This is a genomic window from Microcystis sp. LSC13-02, assembly GCA_002282935.1.
Taxonomy (GTDB): Bacteria; Cyanobacteriota; Cyanobacteriia; order Cyanobacteriales; family Microcystaceae; genus Microcystis.
In genome coordinates, this window is record MTBT01000166.1 from 1 (window position 1) to 16,502 (window position 16,502).

The window sequence follows — 16,502 nt, forward strand, 5'->3', positions numbered from 1 at the left end:
TTTCCATGTCTCACATTCTAGCATATATCGTGTAAATGCGCTAGTATTTAACAGTAAAGCCGTCGTAGAACGACGGGGTTTCAGACCCAAATTTTCGATGACTTCCTCGCTGCCGATCTAATTCGTAGCCAATCTTGCCCAGTGCTTTAACCACTTGGCGACCAGCGATAGGAGGAAGTTCACTCATAATTCAACCTCTACCAGTTCCTCAGAAACTGGTGGTGGAATCGGTTCATTGTGCGCTTCTAGGCTTTCTAGATATAAAGCAATTGCTTCCTGAATGTTGGCGAGTAACTCTTCCCGGGTATTGCCTTGAGAAATACAGCCGGGTAGGGAGGGAACTTCAGCCACATAAATGCCATCTTCATCTTGCTCAATTAAGACGCGATATTTCATGGGTTTGTCCTTGCTTTGAATTGATTGGAAGTCAATTATCACTGTCTGGCTTTGGCTTTAAGAACCAATGCACCCAAGCCTAACAGTCCCAATCCTAGAACGGTACTAGGTTCGGGAACTTTCTGTCCTGTTACGGTTAAGGGAAGAGAAACCCCTTGAGCCGGAGTACCAGTGCTGATGGTAATCCAAGCATTTGGGGCAGCCGTGGGGTTAAACTGCCGTGCATTTCCAGTTAGAGTTACGGGATTGCCCCCTGAAGTTGTCATTAGAAAAGGAGTAAAACCATTTATACCGCCTGTCGGTGACAGCCCCGTTAGTTGGTAGTCTGCCCAGTAAGTTCCTGGCGCGAGAGTAAGACCAGAACCACTGAAATTGGCGGCAATGTTCATACTTGAACTTTCAATGGAGAGGGACGTTCAAACAATACTAAATCTGGTTATTAAAAACTGATTATTTATTCCCCCTTTTGCATGAGTGCCTGTCCTTATAAGTAGCCTATACTCAACGGATTTAGTATGAAATGACGATAACTCAAAAAGATTGGGATTGAATGGCCGTGATTACCACCGTATTGATAATATCGGGAACGGTACAACCGCGACTGAGATCATTGACTGGTTTTTTTAATCCCTGTAGGATTGGACCAATGGCTAAAGCTTTCGTTTCCCGCTGCACGGCTTTATAAGTATTATTACCTGTATTCAGGTCAGGAAAAATAAACACCGTCGCTTGGCCCGCCACCTCTGACCCTGGCATTTTTTGGGCGGCTACTTCCTTATCCACGGCTGCATCGTACTGAATTGGCCCTTCTAGCTTCAAATCGGGGCGTTTTTCCCTAGCGATTTTGGTCGCTTGTCGTACTTTTTCCACGTCTTCTCCCTGGCCCGATTGACCCGAAGAATAGGAAAGCAGGGCGATTCGCGGCTCAATTCCGAATTTTTGGGCGGTTTCGGCAGAAGATAGGGCGATTTCGGCTAATTCCTCGGCACTGGGGTCGGGATTGACCGCACAATCCCCATAGACCAAGACTCGATCCTCTAAACACATGAAAAAGACCGAGGAGACGATCGCACAATCGGGCTTAGTTTTGATAATCTGGAGTGCAGGCCGAATCGTGTGTTGAGTTGTATGCACTGCCCCCGATACCATACCATCAGCATCGCCTCGATACACCATTAAAGTGCCAAAATAGGAGACATCCTGTGCATAATCCCGGGCCAGATCCAGATTCATTCCCTTGGCTTTTCTCGCTTCGTAGAGGGTCTGCACATAGCTTTCAAAATGGGGACTATCCACGGGGTGAATAATTTGCAGGCGATCGAGATCGAGAGTGATACCATGTTTTTTAATCACCATTGCGATCTCGTCCGGTTGTCCCAAGAGGGTTAAATCGACGATATCCTGTTCGATTAAAACTGTGGCTGCCTGGAGGATGCGCGGTTCAGTCCCCTCGGCCAAAACGATGTGACGTTTTTGCGCTTTGGCCTGTTGTACGAGATTATAGGTGAACATCTTCGGAGTAATCCCCTGGGTCCGCAAAGTGCGAATTTGCGCTTCTAGGCGATCGAGATTGATGTTATTGTGAAAAAGCTGCAGACTGAGGTTAATTTTATCGTAGTCCGTCGGGGTCAGGGTGGTCCGCACTTGGTGGATGCGTTCGGCCGTGGTGTAGGTATCGGTGGTGACGGAGAGAATCGGTAAGGGATCGGGCAAACCATCAATTAAACGGGCGATCGAAGGATTGAGACTATGACCTGCTGTTAAGACTATACCTGCTAATTGGGGATAATTGGCCGATTGGTGGGCCTGTAACATCCCAATAATCACATCGCCGCGATCCCAAGGGGTGATAATTAAACTATCTTCTTTTATCCACTCTAGGGCATTTTGCATCTGCATGGCCACCACCAGAAAGTTACTAGCTAAACCATCTAATCTGTGCTGTCCGTAGAGAACTTTTGCCTGTAATTGTTGGGCGATTTCTGCCACTCGCGGGCTGCTAAGTTTGGCATTGTGGGGAATCACTCCTAGGGCATATTCTTGGGGGGGAAAAATTTTAGTCAGGCTTTTCCGTAATTCGTCTATTTTTTCCTCTTCAGCTTGATTGATAATAATCCCAATCACCGTACAACCTTTATCTTGGTAGGTGTCGCAGGAAATCAGGATCGGACTAAGGGCATCTTCGATACTGCGATGGTGGGCATTACCTAATATTAAGATGGGATGGCCGAGATTTTTGGCGATTTCTGTATTTAGTTCAAATTCAAAGGCGGAATTTTCTTGCAGATAATCGGAACCTTCACAGAGGATAAAATCATATTTTTTTTCTAAGTTTTTAAACTTTTTGATAATTCTTTCGATGATTTCATCAAATTTTTGTTGTACCAATAAATCCTTAACTTCTTCGTAACATAAACCGAAGGCTTCTTCGTAGGTTTGTTCTAATTTAAAATAATTGAGGATTAAGTCAATGTCTTCGTCCCGATGACCTTGGGAACAGTCGAGAACAATTGGCTGGAAAAAGGCAACTTTATTAGTTTTGCGGAGAATTAAGTCAATAATTCCTAAAGCTACTAACGCTTTACCGCTTCCCGTTGCCGTCGTGCTGATATATAAAGAGTTAGTCATGGGTAGAGGAGAATAATAACAGGAGTGGGATTTAATTGGACCACCCCAACCTTGAGGTGGGCAATTGATCCCCCCTTAATCCCCCCTTAATAAGGGGGGCAGCGATTAAGTTGTCTATAAGGGTGTGAACTGTTGGCAAATTTTCAGGTAAACTATCTTTATTTGTTTGCTCATCCAGAGACTTTTTTCACAGAGCGATCGCTGTTTGAATATCTACTAGAGAGCGATGGACTATACCTTGTAATCTAGCAGTTATTTTGTCCGATTGCTGTTCACTGGTAACATTTTTTCCATGAACTTGATTTAATTTCCTCAGACTAAAATAAAAACTCCAGAAAATCCTATCACTGGCTTTCCAGCTAGGGCTTGATTTTTCACAAAGATTTAAGCTTATCTCCCTCGGATTGCCATTAAATCTTAACTGGAAGCAATTACCCCAGATTGTTGAAACCATTGGCTAATTCCGGCGGCTAAAACTTGCGCTAATTGTTTTTGTGCCTGAGTATCGGTAATCCATTCAAATTCTTGAGGATTACTCATAAATCCTAACTCTAATAACAATGAAGGACTACTATAGGGACGAGTTAAAGCTAAATTATTCCAAAATACTCCATAGGAAGGACGGTTAAGATTTTTGGTTAAATAATCGTGGAGAAAAACCGATAAATCCGCTGCCTGGGGATGATACCAAAATATGCCAATTCCTTGAGTATTTAAGGCATCTCCATCATCGGGTAAAGCATTATAGTGAACCGATAGCACTAGGGTTGGTTGCAGATTATTAATCATCTCTACTCGTGCCGGTAGGGATAAGTCGATGTCCGTTTCTCTGGTTAAATAAACTGTTGCCCCCAATTTTTCTAACTCCCGTTTAATTAATTTAGACATAAGCAAATTAATCTCTTTTTCTGTGTAACCCGTCGAACCGACTGCACCGGTTTCTTTACCTCCGTGTCCGGGATCTAATAAAATAACTTTGCCCTGTAAATTAGCACTTTTTCCCGGAGGATGACGCAGGGTTAAGATTAAATTTGTTCCTTGGTAACGAAGACTATAACCCCACTGTTGTTTTTGATTAAGATTAAAAGTGTATTCTATCGTGGTCGGGTTAATTTGTCGCCAATCTAAACGTCTAACTAAAGGATTATCCACTAGAAAAATTGTATCGGTTTGGGCAATGGTATTATAAAGGGTCAAAATAAATTTATCATCTTCTTGTGCCACGGCGATCGGTACAGGATGGGAGAGGGGAAAAATAATTTCTGTTGCTTGATTGATACTTCGAGAAGAGAGACCGCGAATATTAGCATTATCCAAGACCTCATTAACTATTAAACGGGTTTCTCGCTCTAAAATCCAACCACCATAATCTAACCGTAACCAATCCCCTTCTTTCCCAGTCACTCTCGCTTTTGTGCCTTGGGGTAAAGGAGTTAAGCGGGAATAATCACTACCCGGCCCCGTACGCGCTACCCCTTCCGCAACTATAATTTCAATCACGGGTAAATTTTGATCGCTAATAATGTTAATTTCTCCTTGACTTTGTTGGCTAATCGATCGATTATTTAATTGTGCTGTAAAAATAGGTTTTCCTAAGTTAGCCTCTTGCTGAAACTGTTGACAACCTCGATAGTAACCAGTTTTATCCTCGGACTTCGCTTGATTGAGATTAGTTAAAACTGCAGCATTACTAGGCAGTTTTGTGGTTTGAGGTTGGGGTAAAAGAGGTAGGATTTTATCTCCTAACTGCACAGAAACCTGTGCTTGGGGGGTAGCAATTGCGCTAAAACAAATCCATTCCCCCACTAACCGCGTCTTATTGACAGAAGGACTGAGAGAGTTATCAGCAAAAGCTAATTCTTGGGGAATAACTGCCTGAGTATCTCGACGAATTATTTGGCGATTAATAGTTTGGTTTTGATAGCGAATAGTGAAATTATTTTCGCCAACTTGTAGGGGAAAACTAGGGGCAAAATATCCTTTAGCACTGCGTTGAATCGGTTGATTATTGAGTAAAACTTGACCCGATGGAGGAGCAGAGCCAATAAAAAAGATTCTAGAGGCCGTGGTTTGATGATTATCGGGAGGATAAACAATCATCAATGAGGCAGATTTGGCCATGATACTGTGATAAAAACCGATTAATAGCACTAAACCCAAACCGATTAAGATATTTTGCCCAAAAGTTCTCACTTTTAACCAGAATGGCCTCATATTATCCCCCTCTTAGCTGACAAATATTATCCTAAGACAAATTCTAAAGGTTTGTTGTTCGTCTTCTCAGTTGTACTGCATTTAAACTGATGGGAAATTTTAGTACAAATGCTCTGGCTTCTTCTCCCCTCTCCCCACACCCTACCCCCCACACCCTACACCCTGTTTTTGACCCTCATCCCTTATGATCAATATAGATTAACTTTTGTAAAGGAATCGGAGTTATGGCTTTAACCGTTGGAACAATCGCACCGAACTTTAACACCACCGACGATACTGGAAAAACCGTTTCCCTGTCGGATTTTCAAGGTAAAGTCGTAGTTTTATACTTCTATCCCAAAGATGATACCCCCGGCTGCACCAAGCAAGCGCAAAGTTTCCGGGATAACTACGAACAATACCAAGACAAGGAAATAGTAGTCTTCGGGGTGAGCAGGGATGACCAGGGTTCCCATGCACAATTTAAAGAAAAATACAGTTTACCCTTCCAATTGCTAGTAGATACCGATGGTGCTATCACCAAAGCTTATGATGTCGATGGGGGTGGCTATTCTAAGCGCGTCACCTATATCATCGATGGAGAAGGCAAAATTAGCCATGTGGAGGACAAAGTGAATACCGCTACTCACGCATCGGATATTCTCTGTGTAGTCGGTTAATTTTCCCTAAAATCTTTTCTGGGTGTGTTAGGGGAGCCTAATACACCCGATACCCCAGTTCACTGATAATCAGTTTTTAATAACCGGATTTAGTATAACTAAATAGGTCTTGCTGATGATGAACTGAATATTAAAAATCGGACTAAAATAAGTGGGTGGGTGGAATTAAATATAAGATGAACGTAGGTTGGGTTGAAGCATGAAACCCAACGCCTGCATGGGTTAAGCTACCGCTAACCCATCCTACAAATAATTTGGCCTCCCTACTTAATACTATTATCAAATATCTTGGTGGGATTAATCGGCAATCATGGTTAAGTTTAGCAAGTACCTAAAGAGGTTTGGGATTGTTGCTGGAGTGGCTTTTTTGTTGTTGGTTACTCACCGAGCGGCTCCCCGAAAGGCAGTGGAAAATGAGCAGATGAAGGGGGTTTGGTTAACCAATATTGGCACGATATTGTTACATCATACTACGTCCTTAGATGAGGTGTTAAATCATCTTTCGCGATCGGGTTATGACCGGGTATATTTTAGTGTTTATGGGTTTGGGGGAACGCTTTATCCGACTGCCCAACGTCCGACGAATTGGTTGTTTGTGCCGCCGTTGATCAATCCCTGGAGAGCGGCGGTTAAGGAGTCTTTACGGCAGGGTTTGAAGCCCTATGCTTGGTTTGAGTATGGTTTGATGTTATCCCCTAATGATCCCATTGCCAAAAAGCATCCGGATTGGCTATTAAAAACGCCCGCAGGGAAGACGGTGGTGGAAACGAATGTCTGGTTAGATCCGGCGAATCCGCAGGTGCAAGCCTATCTTTTGGGCAATATGGAAGATATTTTAAAAGAAAAAGATTTGGCGGGGATTCAGTTAGATGATCATTGGGCGGTTCCCCGTGTTTTTGGTAATAAAAGTCAGGCTTTAACGAATTTAACCCGCAAGTTACATGATCATGTCAAGGCGATTAATCCCAAGTTGGTGGTGAGTCTTTCGCCTAATCCTCACTCTTTTGCGGTGAATAAATATAATCAAAATTGGTTGGCTTGGGTGCGTCAAGGGATTGTGGATGAGGTGGTCCTACAGATCTATCGGAAAACTCCCAATCAGGTGGCGGCAAGTCTTTCGGGTTCGGGACTGGCGACAGCTTCCCGGTATGTGCCGGTGGGGGTGGGTTTATATGCGGGTTGGAATCCTGATTTTTCCTTAAAGGGTTTACAAGCTCAGGTGAGGACGGTGGAGCGTAAGGGTTATGGCTATTCGTTGTTTTGTTGGGAGTTTGTGGTCATGCGTTATCTTTTTAATTATATTCCTCAGTTTTAACGGGCTAAACGGTAATTGCTTTTGAACAATCAAGATGCGGCTCTTCGGTTTGTGTTATGCAATGGACGGGGGTTATAAGGGATGTAACCCTTATATAGAAAGGCATTTAGCGATTTTTGTCAATTGTTGATTTAGTCGATTTATGCCCCCCTATCGAACCATACCAAGTAACGAAGAACCCAAGATGCTCAAGTTCACTTTTTTTGGGTTGTCTGAAATAACCTGTTAATATTATGATTTTTTTATCTCAGTAGATGAATCGGCCATCAGACGCTTATGAGTTTAATTCAAGAAGGAATCAAAAAAGGCTTAATTAAGTTAGATGATGAGCAGAAATATATTACATATATTAATCAAAATAAAAAGCGAAATTATAGCAATCCTGAAGAACAGGTACAAGCTGAGACTTTTTTAAAATTAATTTTGACCTATGGTTATGATCAAAAGCGGATTCGGTTATTTGTTCCTGTAGCAATGGGATCAACGACCAAAGAAGCGGATATTATTGTTTATAATGATGATGAGCAGAAATCGCCTCATATCGTTGTTGAATGTAAAAAACAAGAGGTTTCAGAATTAGAATTTACTCAGGCAGTGGAGCAGGGTTTTAGTTATGCGGTGGCGGAAGGAGCGAAATATGTTTGGATAACTTCCGGTATTAAAGATGTCAGGAAATACGCTTCCTCGTTTACAGTTTGAAGATATACAAAAATTATTTGTCCCTATCCCTCCTCTTGAAAAACAAATTGAAATTAGTGAGCATATCACTGCTATTCGCAATCAAGCCAAACAACTCCAACAACAAGCCAAAGACGACCTAGAAAAAGCTAAACAGGAAGTCGAAGCCATGATTTTAGGTGATGACTAAAAGCCTAATTTATCGGCTCTTCTAGGTTCTGTGTGATAAGTTTAACTTACATAGGATCGATCTTTGTGTCCTCTGTGTCTTTGTGGTTCGTTCCACCCCCTCGCCAGCAGGACTGTATTTTAGAATACATTTTACCCACCAAACCTAAGAGAGCCATATTTTTAATACACTCGACCGCGCCAACTTTGGGGACGGGTGAAAGCAGAGATAAAAATGCGGATAACTGCCAGCGGATCCGCTAGGGGAGATAGCCAAAATAATCCTGAAGATAGATTGACTTTTTCGCCGCGATAGTAACTAGGAGAGACGGCCAATAAAAGGGCAAAACGAATCAATAACAGCAGCAGATTTAAAGCGAGGAGAATTTTTAAACTCAGGAAATCGTAGCCGAAATTAAAAGCCGTTACAAGCAAGGGAGTGATAATTATCGGTAATCCCTGAGTACAGGTCAATAAAGCTAAATCTCCCCATAATTGCCCCTGATAGGAGGCATCTTTGAGGTCCAGAGATCTGCCCCATTCGCGCCAAGTTTCCTTGAGTCCTTCGTACATCCGCACCCTAATTAACTTCGCCCCATCGAGAAATCCCACCTGATAGCCTTTAGTTGCCGCTAGACGGGCGAGGGTGACATCATCGCAAAAAGAACCTTTTGCCCCGCTATAACCGTCTAAAGCCGCTAAAACTGACCGCCGACAGAGAAAACATTGACCATTGGCCATCACTCTTTCGGGATCTTGTTCTCGCACCCCGGCGGAATCAAAACGATAGAGCAAAGTCATCAATAAAGCCGGCTGTAACCACCATTCCCCCGGATAGGAGAGGATAAATTGCGGCGACAGGGAAACTAAATCGTAACCTTCTGCGATCGCAGCTTTCACTAAACTAGCCACTAAATTAGCTTGGGGTTGCGTATCGGCATCAATGCCCAAAATCCAGTCACTTTTAGGGGAACTAAACAAAAAACCATTGTGTAACGCCCAGGGACGACCTACCCAATCCGGGGGCAAAGGATAATCGGTTTTCAAGCGAAAGCGGGGGTCTTTTGCCGCTATCTCCTTGACTTTTTCCCGCGTACCATCTTGGGAATTGCTATCGACAATCAGAATTTCTCGCACTTCGTAACTCTGTTGAGTCAATCCCCGTAAACAACCGTCAATCCTGGCCACTTCGTTTAACGTCGGCACAATCACGCTTACCGTCCCTAACATCTCTGGAGTGGGAGGTTGGGGAGTCAGGGGAGGACGACGACGCGCCCCTTTCAGCAGACGGGAAAGAAGGATAAAAAAGGCAACAGCCTGAGACAGCAGTAGCCCCAGGCAGAATGCACCGAGAATGATCTCAGTTAACAACTTATTTGGCTCCTCTCACCGAAACAACGGGGATTTTTAGGGTTGTTACTTCGCTTGTTGGCACTGTTTGTCGGGAAGCAACAGCCTTGGCGCGATTATAGAGAAGGATTAAAGGCAGAATACCGGTGAGTAATCCTAAGAAAATCGGCGGATAAATACCAGCACCGATACTCATGACCGTAGCAAAGCCAAAATTACCTAAATACATCACAAAAGGCAGGGTTAAATCTTGACTTGGCAGTTTCACCGGTTGCGCTTGCCAGATTAAAGTGGCTACCGTCATAAAAACACAGCCTGTACCGAACCAACCGGCAAAATTTTCATAGGGCATCCCAAAGAAGGCCCCCGGTTGTTCCCAAATCCAGAAGGGGATGGTAGTTTGACTCATGGCCGGATCTAGGACAAAATCCCATGAAGTTAATAATACCGCCCCGATAGCGATCGCTCCTAGATTTTGTAGCCATTGGGGTAAAGCAAGAGTGGATAAACCAACACGAGCGATAATATAGGCACTAAAACCGAGATAAAACCAAGATAGGGGGATAGTAAAGGGTACTAAACCCGCAATTTTGTAACCTAAGCCCGAAAGATAACGATAATGACCGAAAGGAAAGCCGGTACTGGTTCCTAATAGTTCGCTACAAAGGGATAAACTGATAGCGGGAACCATGAATCCTAACCAGTGCCACACTCCTAGAGTCCGATAGGCATAAACAGCCACCGCTGCCATTCCTAAAACCATATACACCACACCCCCCCCAGCCATTGACCAAGCAAAGAAGGTTTTGCCAAAATCTGGTAAATTGGCCACAAATTCGGGATGGGGCACAACTAGCAACAATCCGGCTAGTCCAAAAGCCATCGATACAATATGACCGATGAGCAGAGCTTTTTCGATCGCAATTAGTCGTCTCATTAAATCTCTAGCACTGCGAAGGGATAATCATTTTCAAGTTTACAAATCTTTATTAAAGAATTATTACCCAGATCGGTCACTTTCGGCAAAAAAGTTTTACAGGGGTTAGGGATTCTCAGTGTAGCATCTGTTTAGGAGTCAGTAGGCAGGGTAATTAAGAACGAATAATAATCGATAAAATGGTCTATTTAGAGATTTTGTGCTACTTTATACTGAGTTTTTTCATTTTTTCAACCCACAAAAATTAATCAGGCAAGGGGCAATGACTAAAAATACCTGAAAATATATCTTAATAATCATGCTTTTAGCCGAAAAAAAGGGCATTCTAAGATTAAGTCCTCTCGATCAACCACCAATTGCAGCGGTTCTTTAAGAAACTCTGGTTCTTCGGTTTGTGTTATGTAATGGACGGGGGTTATAAGGGATGAAACCCTGATCTAGAAAGACATTGCGGCGATTTTTGCCAATTGTTTTCTATCTAGAACGAGCTAATCAATTACGTCTGTTGCCAGATAAGGATTTAGTCGATTTATGCTACCCTATTGAACCATACCAAACCAAGCAACGAAGAACCGAAACTCTCTCCACCAGACTCACTATAATTAAAAAGGTAGCCTAGCTATGTCAGCAGAATCTAGACATCGGAGCTTACTTGCCAATCGATACCAACTGGTCGAGTTGATCGGTAGCGGTGCCATGGGACAAGTATATCGAGCAGAAGATAAACTATTAGGTGGCGTAACCGTCGCCGTGAAATTCCTCTCGCAAACTCTCCTCAACAAAAGAATGCGTGAGCGTTTCGAGCGAGAGGCGACTATTTCGGCACTTTTAAGCGAAAAAAGTATTCATATTGTTAAAGTTCGTGATTATGGTGTAGATGACAAGGAAGTCCCCTTCTACGTCATGGAATTTTTGCAGGGGGAGAGCATGAGTGAAATCATCAAACATCAGCCGCTGCCCCTCCCGCGCTTTCTCAATCTCACCCGTCAGATTTGTTTCGGCCTGGAATGCGCCCATAAGGGTATTATCTTCCAAGGAGAGATGTGTCCGATTATTCACCGGGACATCAAACCAAGCAATATTATGGTGATTCAGGACTCAGGATTAGGGGAATTGGTGAAAATTCTCGATTTTGGCATCGCTAAACTCATCCAATCGGGAGAATCCCAAACCCAATCGTTTATGGGAACCTTAGCCTATTGTTCCCCGGAACAGATGGAAGGTAAAGAACTCGATCATCGTTCCGATATCTACAGTTTTGGGATTATGATGTACGAGATGATCACGGGAGAAACGCCCGTTTTTCCCGATAATCCCTCCTTTGGCGGTTGGTATGAGGTTCACCACTACGCCGAACCCCGTTCCTTTAATTCTAGCTTGCAATTACCGCCAGAATTAGAACAGTTAATCCTGCGCTGCTTGGCCAAAGCACCCGGCGATCGCCCGCAAAGTGTTACAGATATACTACAACGTCTCGAACGACTTGAACCCCTAGTCAAAAATGAAATAGTCAAAAAAACCGACGATTACACCAGCAAAATCAAACCCCTTGATGATTTAAATCAAACCATTGTTTCTGCTGCTAATGCGAGGGTTATCTGTCTCAAGTCCAGTTGGCCCGAGGATAAACCGCGCCAAAAAATTGTCTTCTCACGCTGTCTCCGGGCTGCTGACGGCGTTTTTGCCAGTTTATGGGTAATGTTGGCTCGAGAGGATATCGCCGTCCGGGTTGCTAGTGTCCGTTATAATAAATTCCTCTTTTTACCCACACCCCACCCGATGCTTCTCTGGATTACTCTCCTCTATCATCGTCAATGGGGACCGCGCTGGTTGCCCTGTTATTTGGACTTAAAAACCCGCCAAGGTCAAAAAATGACCAAAACCCTCGCCGAAACCGGTCAATACTGGATTTTATTTTTCTCCCTCGAAGGCGGCCTTATCTGTGAAAATGTGATCACCGCTAATATTCCCCCCAATCAATGCCAAATTTTGCGGCAATGGGTGATAGATAGTCAATGGGCCCAGGTTGGCAGCCCACAAATTAGCAAGCGGATGTTAAAACAGAAACTCGAGCAACTTAAACCCACAATTGTGGCCAAATTAGCCTCAGAATTACCCCCGCAGCCCTAAAAAATTAGGGAGGCATTAACTAAGGCTGGCTGAATAAATCTAAAAACCTTGTTGTATAAGACTTTTAGACCTTTTGTCAATCAAAAAGTACTGGATATGGGAGTGATCGGGGGGAAATTTAGGCACTTTTTCCCTGAAAATTAGGTACCACACCCCACACCCCACACCCTGCCACCACCGAAAAACTTTTTGCCGCAAACCCTAACTAACCTCCCTTTTTATCGATACTATTCACCCAGATTACAGAGGTCGATAGACGCGATAATCAATATTGGGGAAAATATTATCGATTTCCTCGACTTTTTGCAACCAACCAGAGTCAATCTTCTCGGATTTCACATCTTCATAGATTTTATTTAACCGCAGCAGGTGGGAACGAGTGCGCCGGACAGCGTAGGGAACCATTGTACCGGTTCGCATAATAAAGGCCCAGTCAGAAGATTGGGCTAATAATAACTCCCGGGCTGCCTGATTTAAAGCCCGTTCCTGCAATTCATCCTCCGCTTCATGATGACTTAATTCAATCATCCGTTCCGTGCCTTTGTGTAGGTGAGGATAGATCCAAGCGTTAGTTTCATTCAGCCAGTATTCATGGAAACCCTTATAACCCCAACTGGATTGGGAAGGACGACAGACCTGCTGATTGGGGTTAGCCCGGAGATAATCGGCTAAATGGGTCATTTGGTAGATATTTTGGTCATACCAAGACTTACGGAACAGAAAATCAATAAACCAGGGTCCCTCATACCACCAGTGACCGAATAACTCGGCATCGTAGGGAGAAACAACAAGGGGAGGACGGCCCATAATTCCGGCTAAACTCTCCACTTGCCGCTCGCGATTATACATAAAATTGCCCGCGTGTTCGGCGGCTTTTTCTTTGGCCCAGTAGGGGTCATAAAGCCCTTTTTCCGATAAACCACCGTCCCGGCTAGTAATTTTGTGGTATTTGATGCCTATATTCTTGCGTTGACCGTTGGGCATGATATAGGGCTTAATATATTCGTATTCCGCTTCCCAGCCCAAATCTTTATAGAATTCCCGATAGACCACATCCCCCGGATAACCAACTTGGGAAGACCAAACCTGTTGAGAAGATTCGTGGTCACGACCGAAAGCAGCCACCCCGGTTTCTGTGAAAATGGGCGCGTAACTGCCGTAACGGGGGCGAGGACGACCGTAGAGAATACCGTGGCCATCGACGAGGAAATAACGAATGCCCGCATCGGCTAACATTCTTTCTACCCCTTCATAGTAGGCACATTCCGGCAACCAAATGCCCTTGGGACGACGACCGAAATTTTCTTCGTAGTGTTGACAGGCCACCTCAATTTGCGCCCAGACCGCTTGCGGGTACATTTTCATCAGGGGCATATAACCGTGAGTCGCACCACAGGTGATAATTTCTAGGTTATTACTGTCGAGGAATTGTTTAAAAGCTTTGACCAGATCTCGATCGTATTTTTCCCAAGTTTGTCGGATACTTTGGAAAGATTCAGCGTAATATTCGGCTAAGTAGCGAATATGGCCATTGTGTTGATTATGGTCGATTTCTTTAGCAATTAATTCTTCTAACTTACCTAAGTGTTCTTCATAACGCTCTTGCAGTAACGGATCCCGCAGCATCGACACCAAAGGCGGAGTCATGCTCATGGTCATTTTAAAATCGATACCGTCCCGCTTGAGACCTTCAAAAACTTGCAGCAGAGGGATGTAGGTTTCTGTGATTGCTTCGTATAACCATTCTTCTTCGAGGACGTAATCGCTTTCGGGATGGCGGACGAAAGGGAGATGAGCGTGGAGAACTAGGGCAACATAGCCAAAAGCCATAGGATTTCTTCTTAGAATTAAGGAATAAAACTTTAAGATTAGGTTGAGTAGATTTTATACTATCTTAAGCTTCTACAATAAAGAATATGATAAAAGTCGATCGATCATCGATCGATCTCGTCAATCCCTAGGTTTACTAATTTTCCGATGCTCCCATCTAACGAGCCACTGACTGCTTTAGGGAGAGAGACGTTGTCGCCTCTCTCGATTCAACTTTTGCTGTTTGTTGATGACCGTCCCAGTTCTCAAGAAATTATCCGTCAAATTCAGTCCTATCTCCAGTCTTTAAAGTCTGATTACCCGATTGACCTACAAATCATCGAAATTCGCCAGCAGCCTCATTTAGTCGAACATTTTCGCCTTGTAGCTACCCCCGCCTTGGTCAAAATTGCCCCCGTCCCCCGCCATACCCTCGCGGGCAGTAATCTGGTGGAACAGTTTAAAAAATGGTTGGTACGCTGGCAAAAAGCGATTAAAGAGGAGGTCAAAAATCATCACGCTGAGGATGCACAAGTTCAAGAGGTGGAACATTCGGGCGAACTCATCCGCATCGCCGATGAGGTTTTTCGTCTCAAACAAGAAAAGGAAGAATTATTAGAACAATTAAAATTTAAAGACCAAATTTTGGCTATGTTAGCCCACGATTTACGCAGCCCTCTCACCGCTGCTTCCATCGCTGTGGAAACCCTAGAATTAGCCTATCATCAACCAGATACGGAGCGCAGTCTGCAATTACGAGAACAACTGCACCAACAGGCCCGCAAACAGTTCCGGATTATGAACCGTTTGATTACGGATATTCTGCAAGCTTCTAAGAGCATGGCGGCGCAATTCACTCTCCAACAGAGTAAATTTTATCTCCAATCCCTCTGTCAGGAAATTTTGTCTCAATTTACCGATACTTTTCAGGAAAAGACTTTAATTCTCCAAAGCGATATCCCCCAAGATCTGCCCCCCGTCTATGCTGACGAGGAGTTAATCCGACAGGTGATTATTAATCTCTTGGAGAATGGGATCAAATATACCCCCGCTGGCGGCGCAATTACCCTTTCTGTCCTCCATCGTACTACTCAAAAAGTACAGGTAAGCATCAGTGATACCGGCCCCGGCATTCCCGAAGAAAAACAAGAGCATATTTTTGAGGGTCATGTGCGTCTCAAACGGGATGAGGGTAAAGAAGGTTATGGCATCGGTTTATCGGTCTGTCGCAAGATTATTCGCGCCCACTACGGTCAAATTTGGGTGGATAGTGTCCCCGACCACGGCAGTAGTTTTCACTTCACCCTGCCAGTTTATCGCTAAAATGCTCCGCTAACCAAGCATCAATGTCCCCTATAACTAAGTCGGGGATTTCCCAGGGGAACAGATGCGCCGTATCTGGGTAACATTTCCACCCAGACAGTTTCAGGTTTTCGGCCGTTTCTTGGCTCGAAGCACTGGTAATATGGCGATCCTTTGCCCCCGCCAGAACTAAGCAGGGAATTGTAATTTTGTCAAGAGATTTTAAACAATTGTAACCTTTTTTTAAAGCCCGATTTAAAGCGCGATCGGCAAATGGAGAAGTTTGTAAGTAGGCAGGAACAGCATCTTGAGCGAGATATTGATAGGCGATCGCTTGATGTTGTGAAAAAAGGTACTGAAACAGGGAACGACGAGCAAAAGTATCAATATTCCAACGCCATCCCGGTTTGATCTGATTGAGAATTGCCGCAATCCCCGTCAAAATCAGATCTGTGGTGGTGATAGGAGGATGACTACCCCAAGGCCGCGCGGCCGAGGCCACTAGAATTAAACCAGGAAAGCGCTCCGGATGCCGCAATACTAATTCCAGTGCGATTATACCCCCCAAAGACCAACCGAGAATTAAACATTGCTGGATTTTTTGGCGATCGAGCAGCCCGATTAAATCCTCTAGATGTTCTTCTAGCTGAAAATCGCGGCGATAACGACTTTTACCGTAGCCGCGCAGATCTGGGGCCAGGGTTTGCCAGCGTTGGCAAAAATGATCGGTAAATACAGACATACTGGCTGCCGAACCGGGATGACCGTGCAGACAGAGGAGCGGATAGCCATTACCTTTGATGTTAACGTTTAGATCGATCGACATTGATCAGTTATCAGTTATCAGTTATCAGTTATCAGTTATCAGTTATCAGTTATCAGTTATCAGTTATCAGTTATCAGTTATCAGTTATCA

The 16,502-nt window shown here is 44.0% G+C and carries 16 protein-coding genes; 6 read left to right on the forward strand and 10 right to left on the reverse strand.

Annotated elements, in window-relative coordinates; translation table 11 throughout:
• Positions 1 to 40: 40 nt before the first annotated feature.
• The 6 genes from BGL89_RS09985 to BGL89_RS10010 all read right to left on the reverse strand — a co-directional run bounded on the left by BGL89_RS09985 (position 41) and on the right by BGL89_RS10010 (position 5,238).
• Positions 41 to 187, reverse strand: a complete 147-nt coding sequence (locus BGL89_RS09985; protein WP_286825588.1) for a type II toxin-antitoxin system HicA family toxin — start codon at positions 185 to 187, stop codon at positions 41 to 43.
• A complete protein-coding gene (locus tag BGL89_RS09990) occupies positions 184 to 396 on the reverse strand; it encodes a type II toxin-antitoxin system HicB family antitoxin (protein ID WP_286825589.1) in 213 nt (70 codons plus the stop codon). The genes BGL89_RS09985 and BGL89_RS09990 overlap by 4 nt, the downstream gene beginning before the upstream one ends.
• 38 nt (positions 397 to 434) lie before the next feature.
• The gene (locus BGL89_RS09995; RefSeq protein ID WP_286825590.1) at positions 435 to 785 is read right to left on the reverse strand and encodes a PEP-CTERM sorting domain-containing protein; all 351 of its coding nucleotides are present in this window, start codon (positions 783 to 785) and stop codon (positions 435 to 437) included.
• A gap of 142 nt (positions 786 to 927) precedes the next feature.
• On the reverse strand, positions 928 to 3,024 hold the full coding sequence (gene pta / locus BGL89_RS10000) for a phosphate acetyltransferase (RefSeq protein ID WP_286825591.1): 2,097 nt from the start codon (positions 3,022 to 3,024) through the stop codon (positions 928 to 930).
• 187 nt (positions 3,025 to 3,211) lie between these two features.
• Complete coding sequence (locus BGL89_RS10005) at positions 3,212 to 3,478, reverse strand: hypothetical protein (protein WP_286825592.1); 267 nt, start codon at positions 3,476 to 3,478, stop codon at positions 3,212 to 3,214.
• Entirely contained in the window at positions 3,442 to 5,238 is a 1,797-nt protein-coding gene (locus tag BGL89_RS10010) for an N-acetylmuramoyl-L-alanine amidase family protein (RefSeq protein WP_286825593.1), read from the reverse strand. Before BGL89_RS10010 ends, BGL89_RS10005 begins: the two co-directional genes overlap by 37 nt.
• Before the next feature lie 224 nt (positions 5,239 to 5,462).
• Here BGL89_RS10010 and BGL89_RS10015 point away from each other — a divergent pair, with 224 nt between their 5' ends.
• The 4 genes from BGL89_RS10015 (at position 5,463) to BGL89_RS10030 (ending at position 8,080) form a co-directional block, all read left to right on the forward strand.
• Positions 5,463 to 5,897 (forward strand): peroxiredoxin, encoded by a 435-nt coding sequence (locus tag BGL89_RS10015; RefSeq protein ID WP_286825594.1) that lies wholly within the window; start codon positions 5,463 to 5,465, stop codon positions 5,895 to 5,897.
• Positions 5,898 to 6,207: 310 nt separating this feature from the next.
• On the forward strand, positions 6,208 to 7,212 hold the full coding sequence (locus tag BGL89_RS10020) for a glycoside hydrolase family 10-like protein (protein ID WP_286825595.1): 1,005 nt from the start codon (positions 6,208 to 6,210) through the stop codon (positions 7,210 to 7,212).
• A 276-nt stretch (positions 7,213 to 7,488) separates the two neighbouring features.
• On the forward strand, positions 7,489 to 7,911 hold the full coding sequence (locus BGL89_RS10025; RefSeq protein WP_286825596.1) for a type I restriction enzyme HsdR N-terminal domain-containing protein: 423 nt from the start codon (positions 7,489 to 7,491) through the stop codon (positions 7,909 to 7,911).
• Positions 7,877 to 8,080, forward strand: a complete 204-nt coding sequence (locus BGL89_RS10030) for a restriction endonuclease subunit S (protein WP_286825597.1) — start codon at positions 7,877 to 7,879, stop codon at positions 8,078 to 8,080. The genes BGL89_RS10025 and BGL89_RS10030 overlap by 35 nt, the downstream gene beginning before the upstream one ends.
• 161 nt (positions 8,081 to 8,241) lie before the next feature.
• Here the strand turns inward: BGL89_RS10030 and cruG are convergent, their stop codons facing one another.
• Positions 8,242 to 9,429 carry a 2'-O-glycosyltransferase CruG gene (gene cruG, locus BGL89_RS10035; protein WP_286825598.1) on the reverse strand — a complete coding sequence of 396 codons (1,188 nt, stop codon included), beginning with the start codon at positions 9,427 to 9,429 and terminating at the stop codon, positions 8,242 to 8,244.
• Between the two features lies 1 nt (position 9,430).
• Positions 9,431 to 10,345, reverse strand: a complete 915-nt coding sequence (cruF, locus tag BGL89_RS10040; protein WP_286825599.1) for a gamma-carotene 1'-hydroxylase CruF — start codon at positions 10,343 to 10,345, stop codon at positions 9,431 to 9,433.
• 621 nt (positions 10,346 to 10,966) lie between these two features.
• Here cruF and BGL89_RS10045 point away from each other — a divergent pair.
• Positions 10,967 to 12,475: a serine/threonine-protein kinase gene (locus BGL89_RS10045; protein WP_286825600.1), complete on the forward strand. Its 1,509-nt coding sequence runs from the start codon at positions 10,967 to 10,969 to the stop codon at positions 12,473 to 12,475.
• A 240-nt stretch (positions 12,476 to 12,715) separates the two neighbouring features.
• Here the strand turns inward: BGL89_RS10045 and BGL89_RS10050 are convergent, their stop codons facing one another.
• Positions 12,716 to 14,305 carry a glycoside hydrolase family 57 protein gene (locus BGL89_RS10050; protein WP_286825601.1) on the reverse strand — a complete coding sequence of 530 codons (1,590 nt, stop codon included), beginning with the start codon at positions 14,303 to 14,305 and terminating at the stop codon, positions 12,716 to 12,718.
• Between the two features lie 147 nt (positions 14,306 to 14,452).
• On the opposite strand from BGL89_RS10050, the gene BGL89_RS10055 reads away from it, so the two are divergent.
• On the forward strand, positions 14,453 to 15,607 hold the full coding sequence (locus BGL89_RS10055; protein WP_286825602.1) for a histidine kinase: 1,155 nt from the start codon (positions 14,453 to 14,455) through the stop codon (positions 15,605 to 15,607).
• On the opposite strand, the gene BGL89_RS10060 is transcribed toward BGL89_RS10055, so the two are convergent.
• Positions 15,585 to 16,412: an alpha/beta fold hydrolase gene (locus tag BGL89_RS10060; RefSeq protein WP_286825603.1), complete on the reverse strand. Its 828-nt coding sequence runs from the start codon at positions 16,410 to 16,412 to the stop codon at positions 15,585 to 15,587. The two genes, BGL89_RS10055 and BGL89_RS10060, sit on opposite strands and share 23 nt — an antisense overlap.
• Between the last annotated feature and the right edge of the window lie 90 nt (positions 16,413 to 16,502).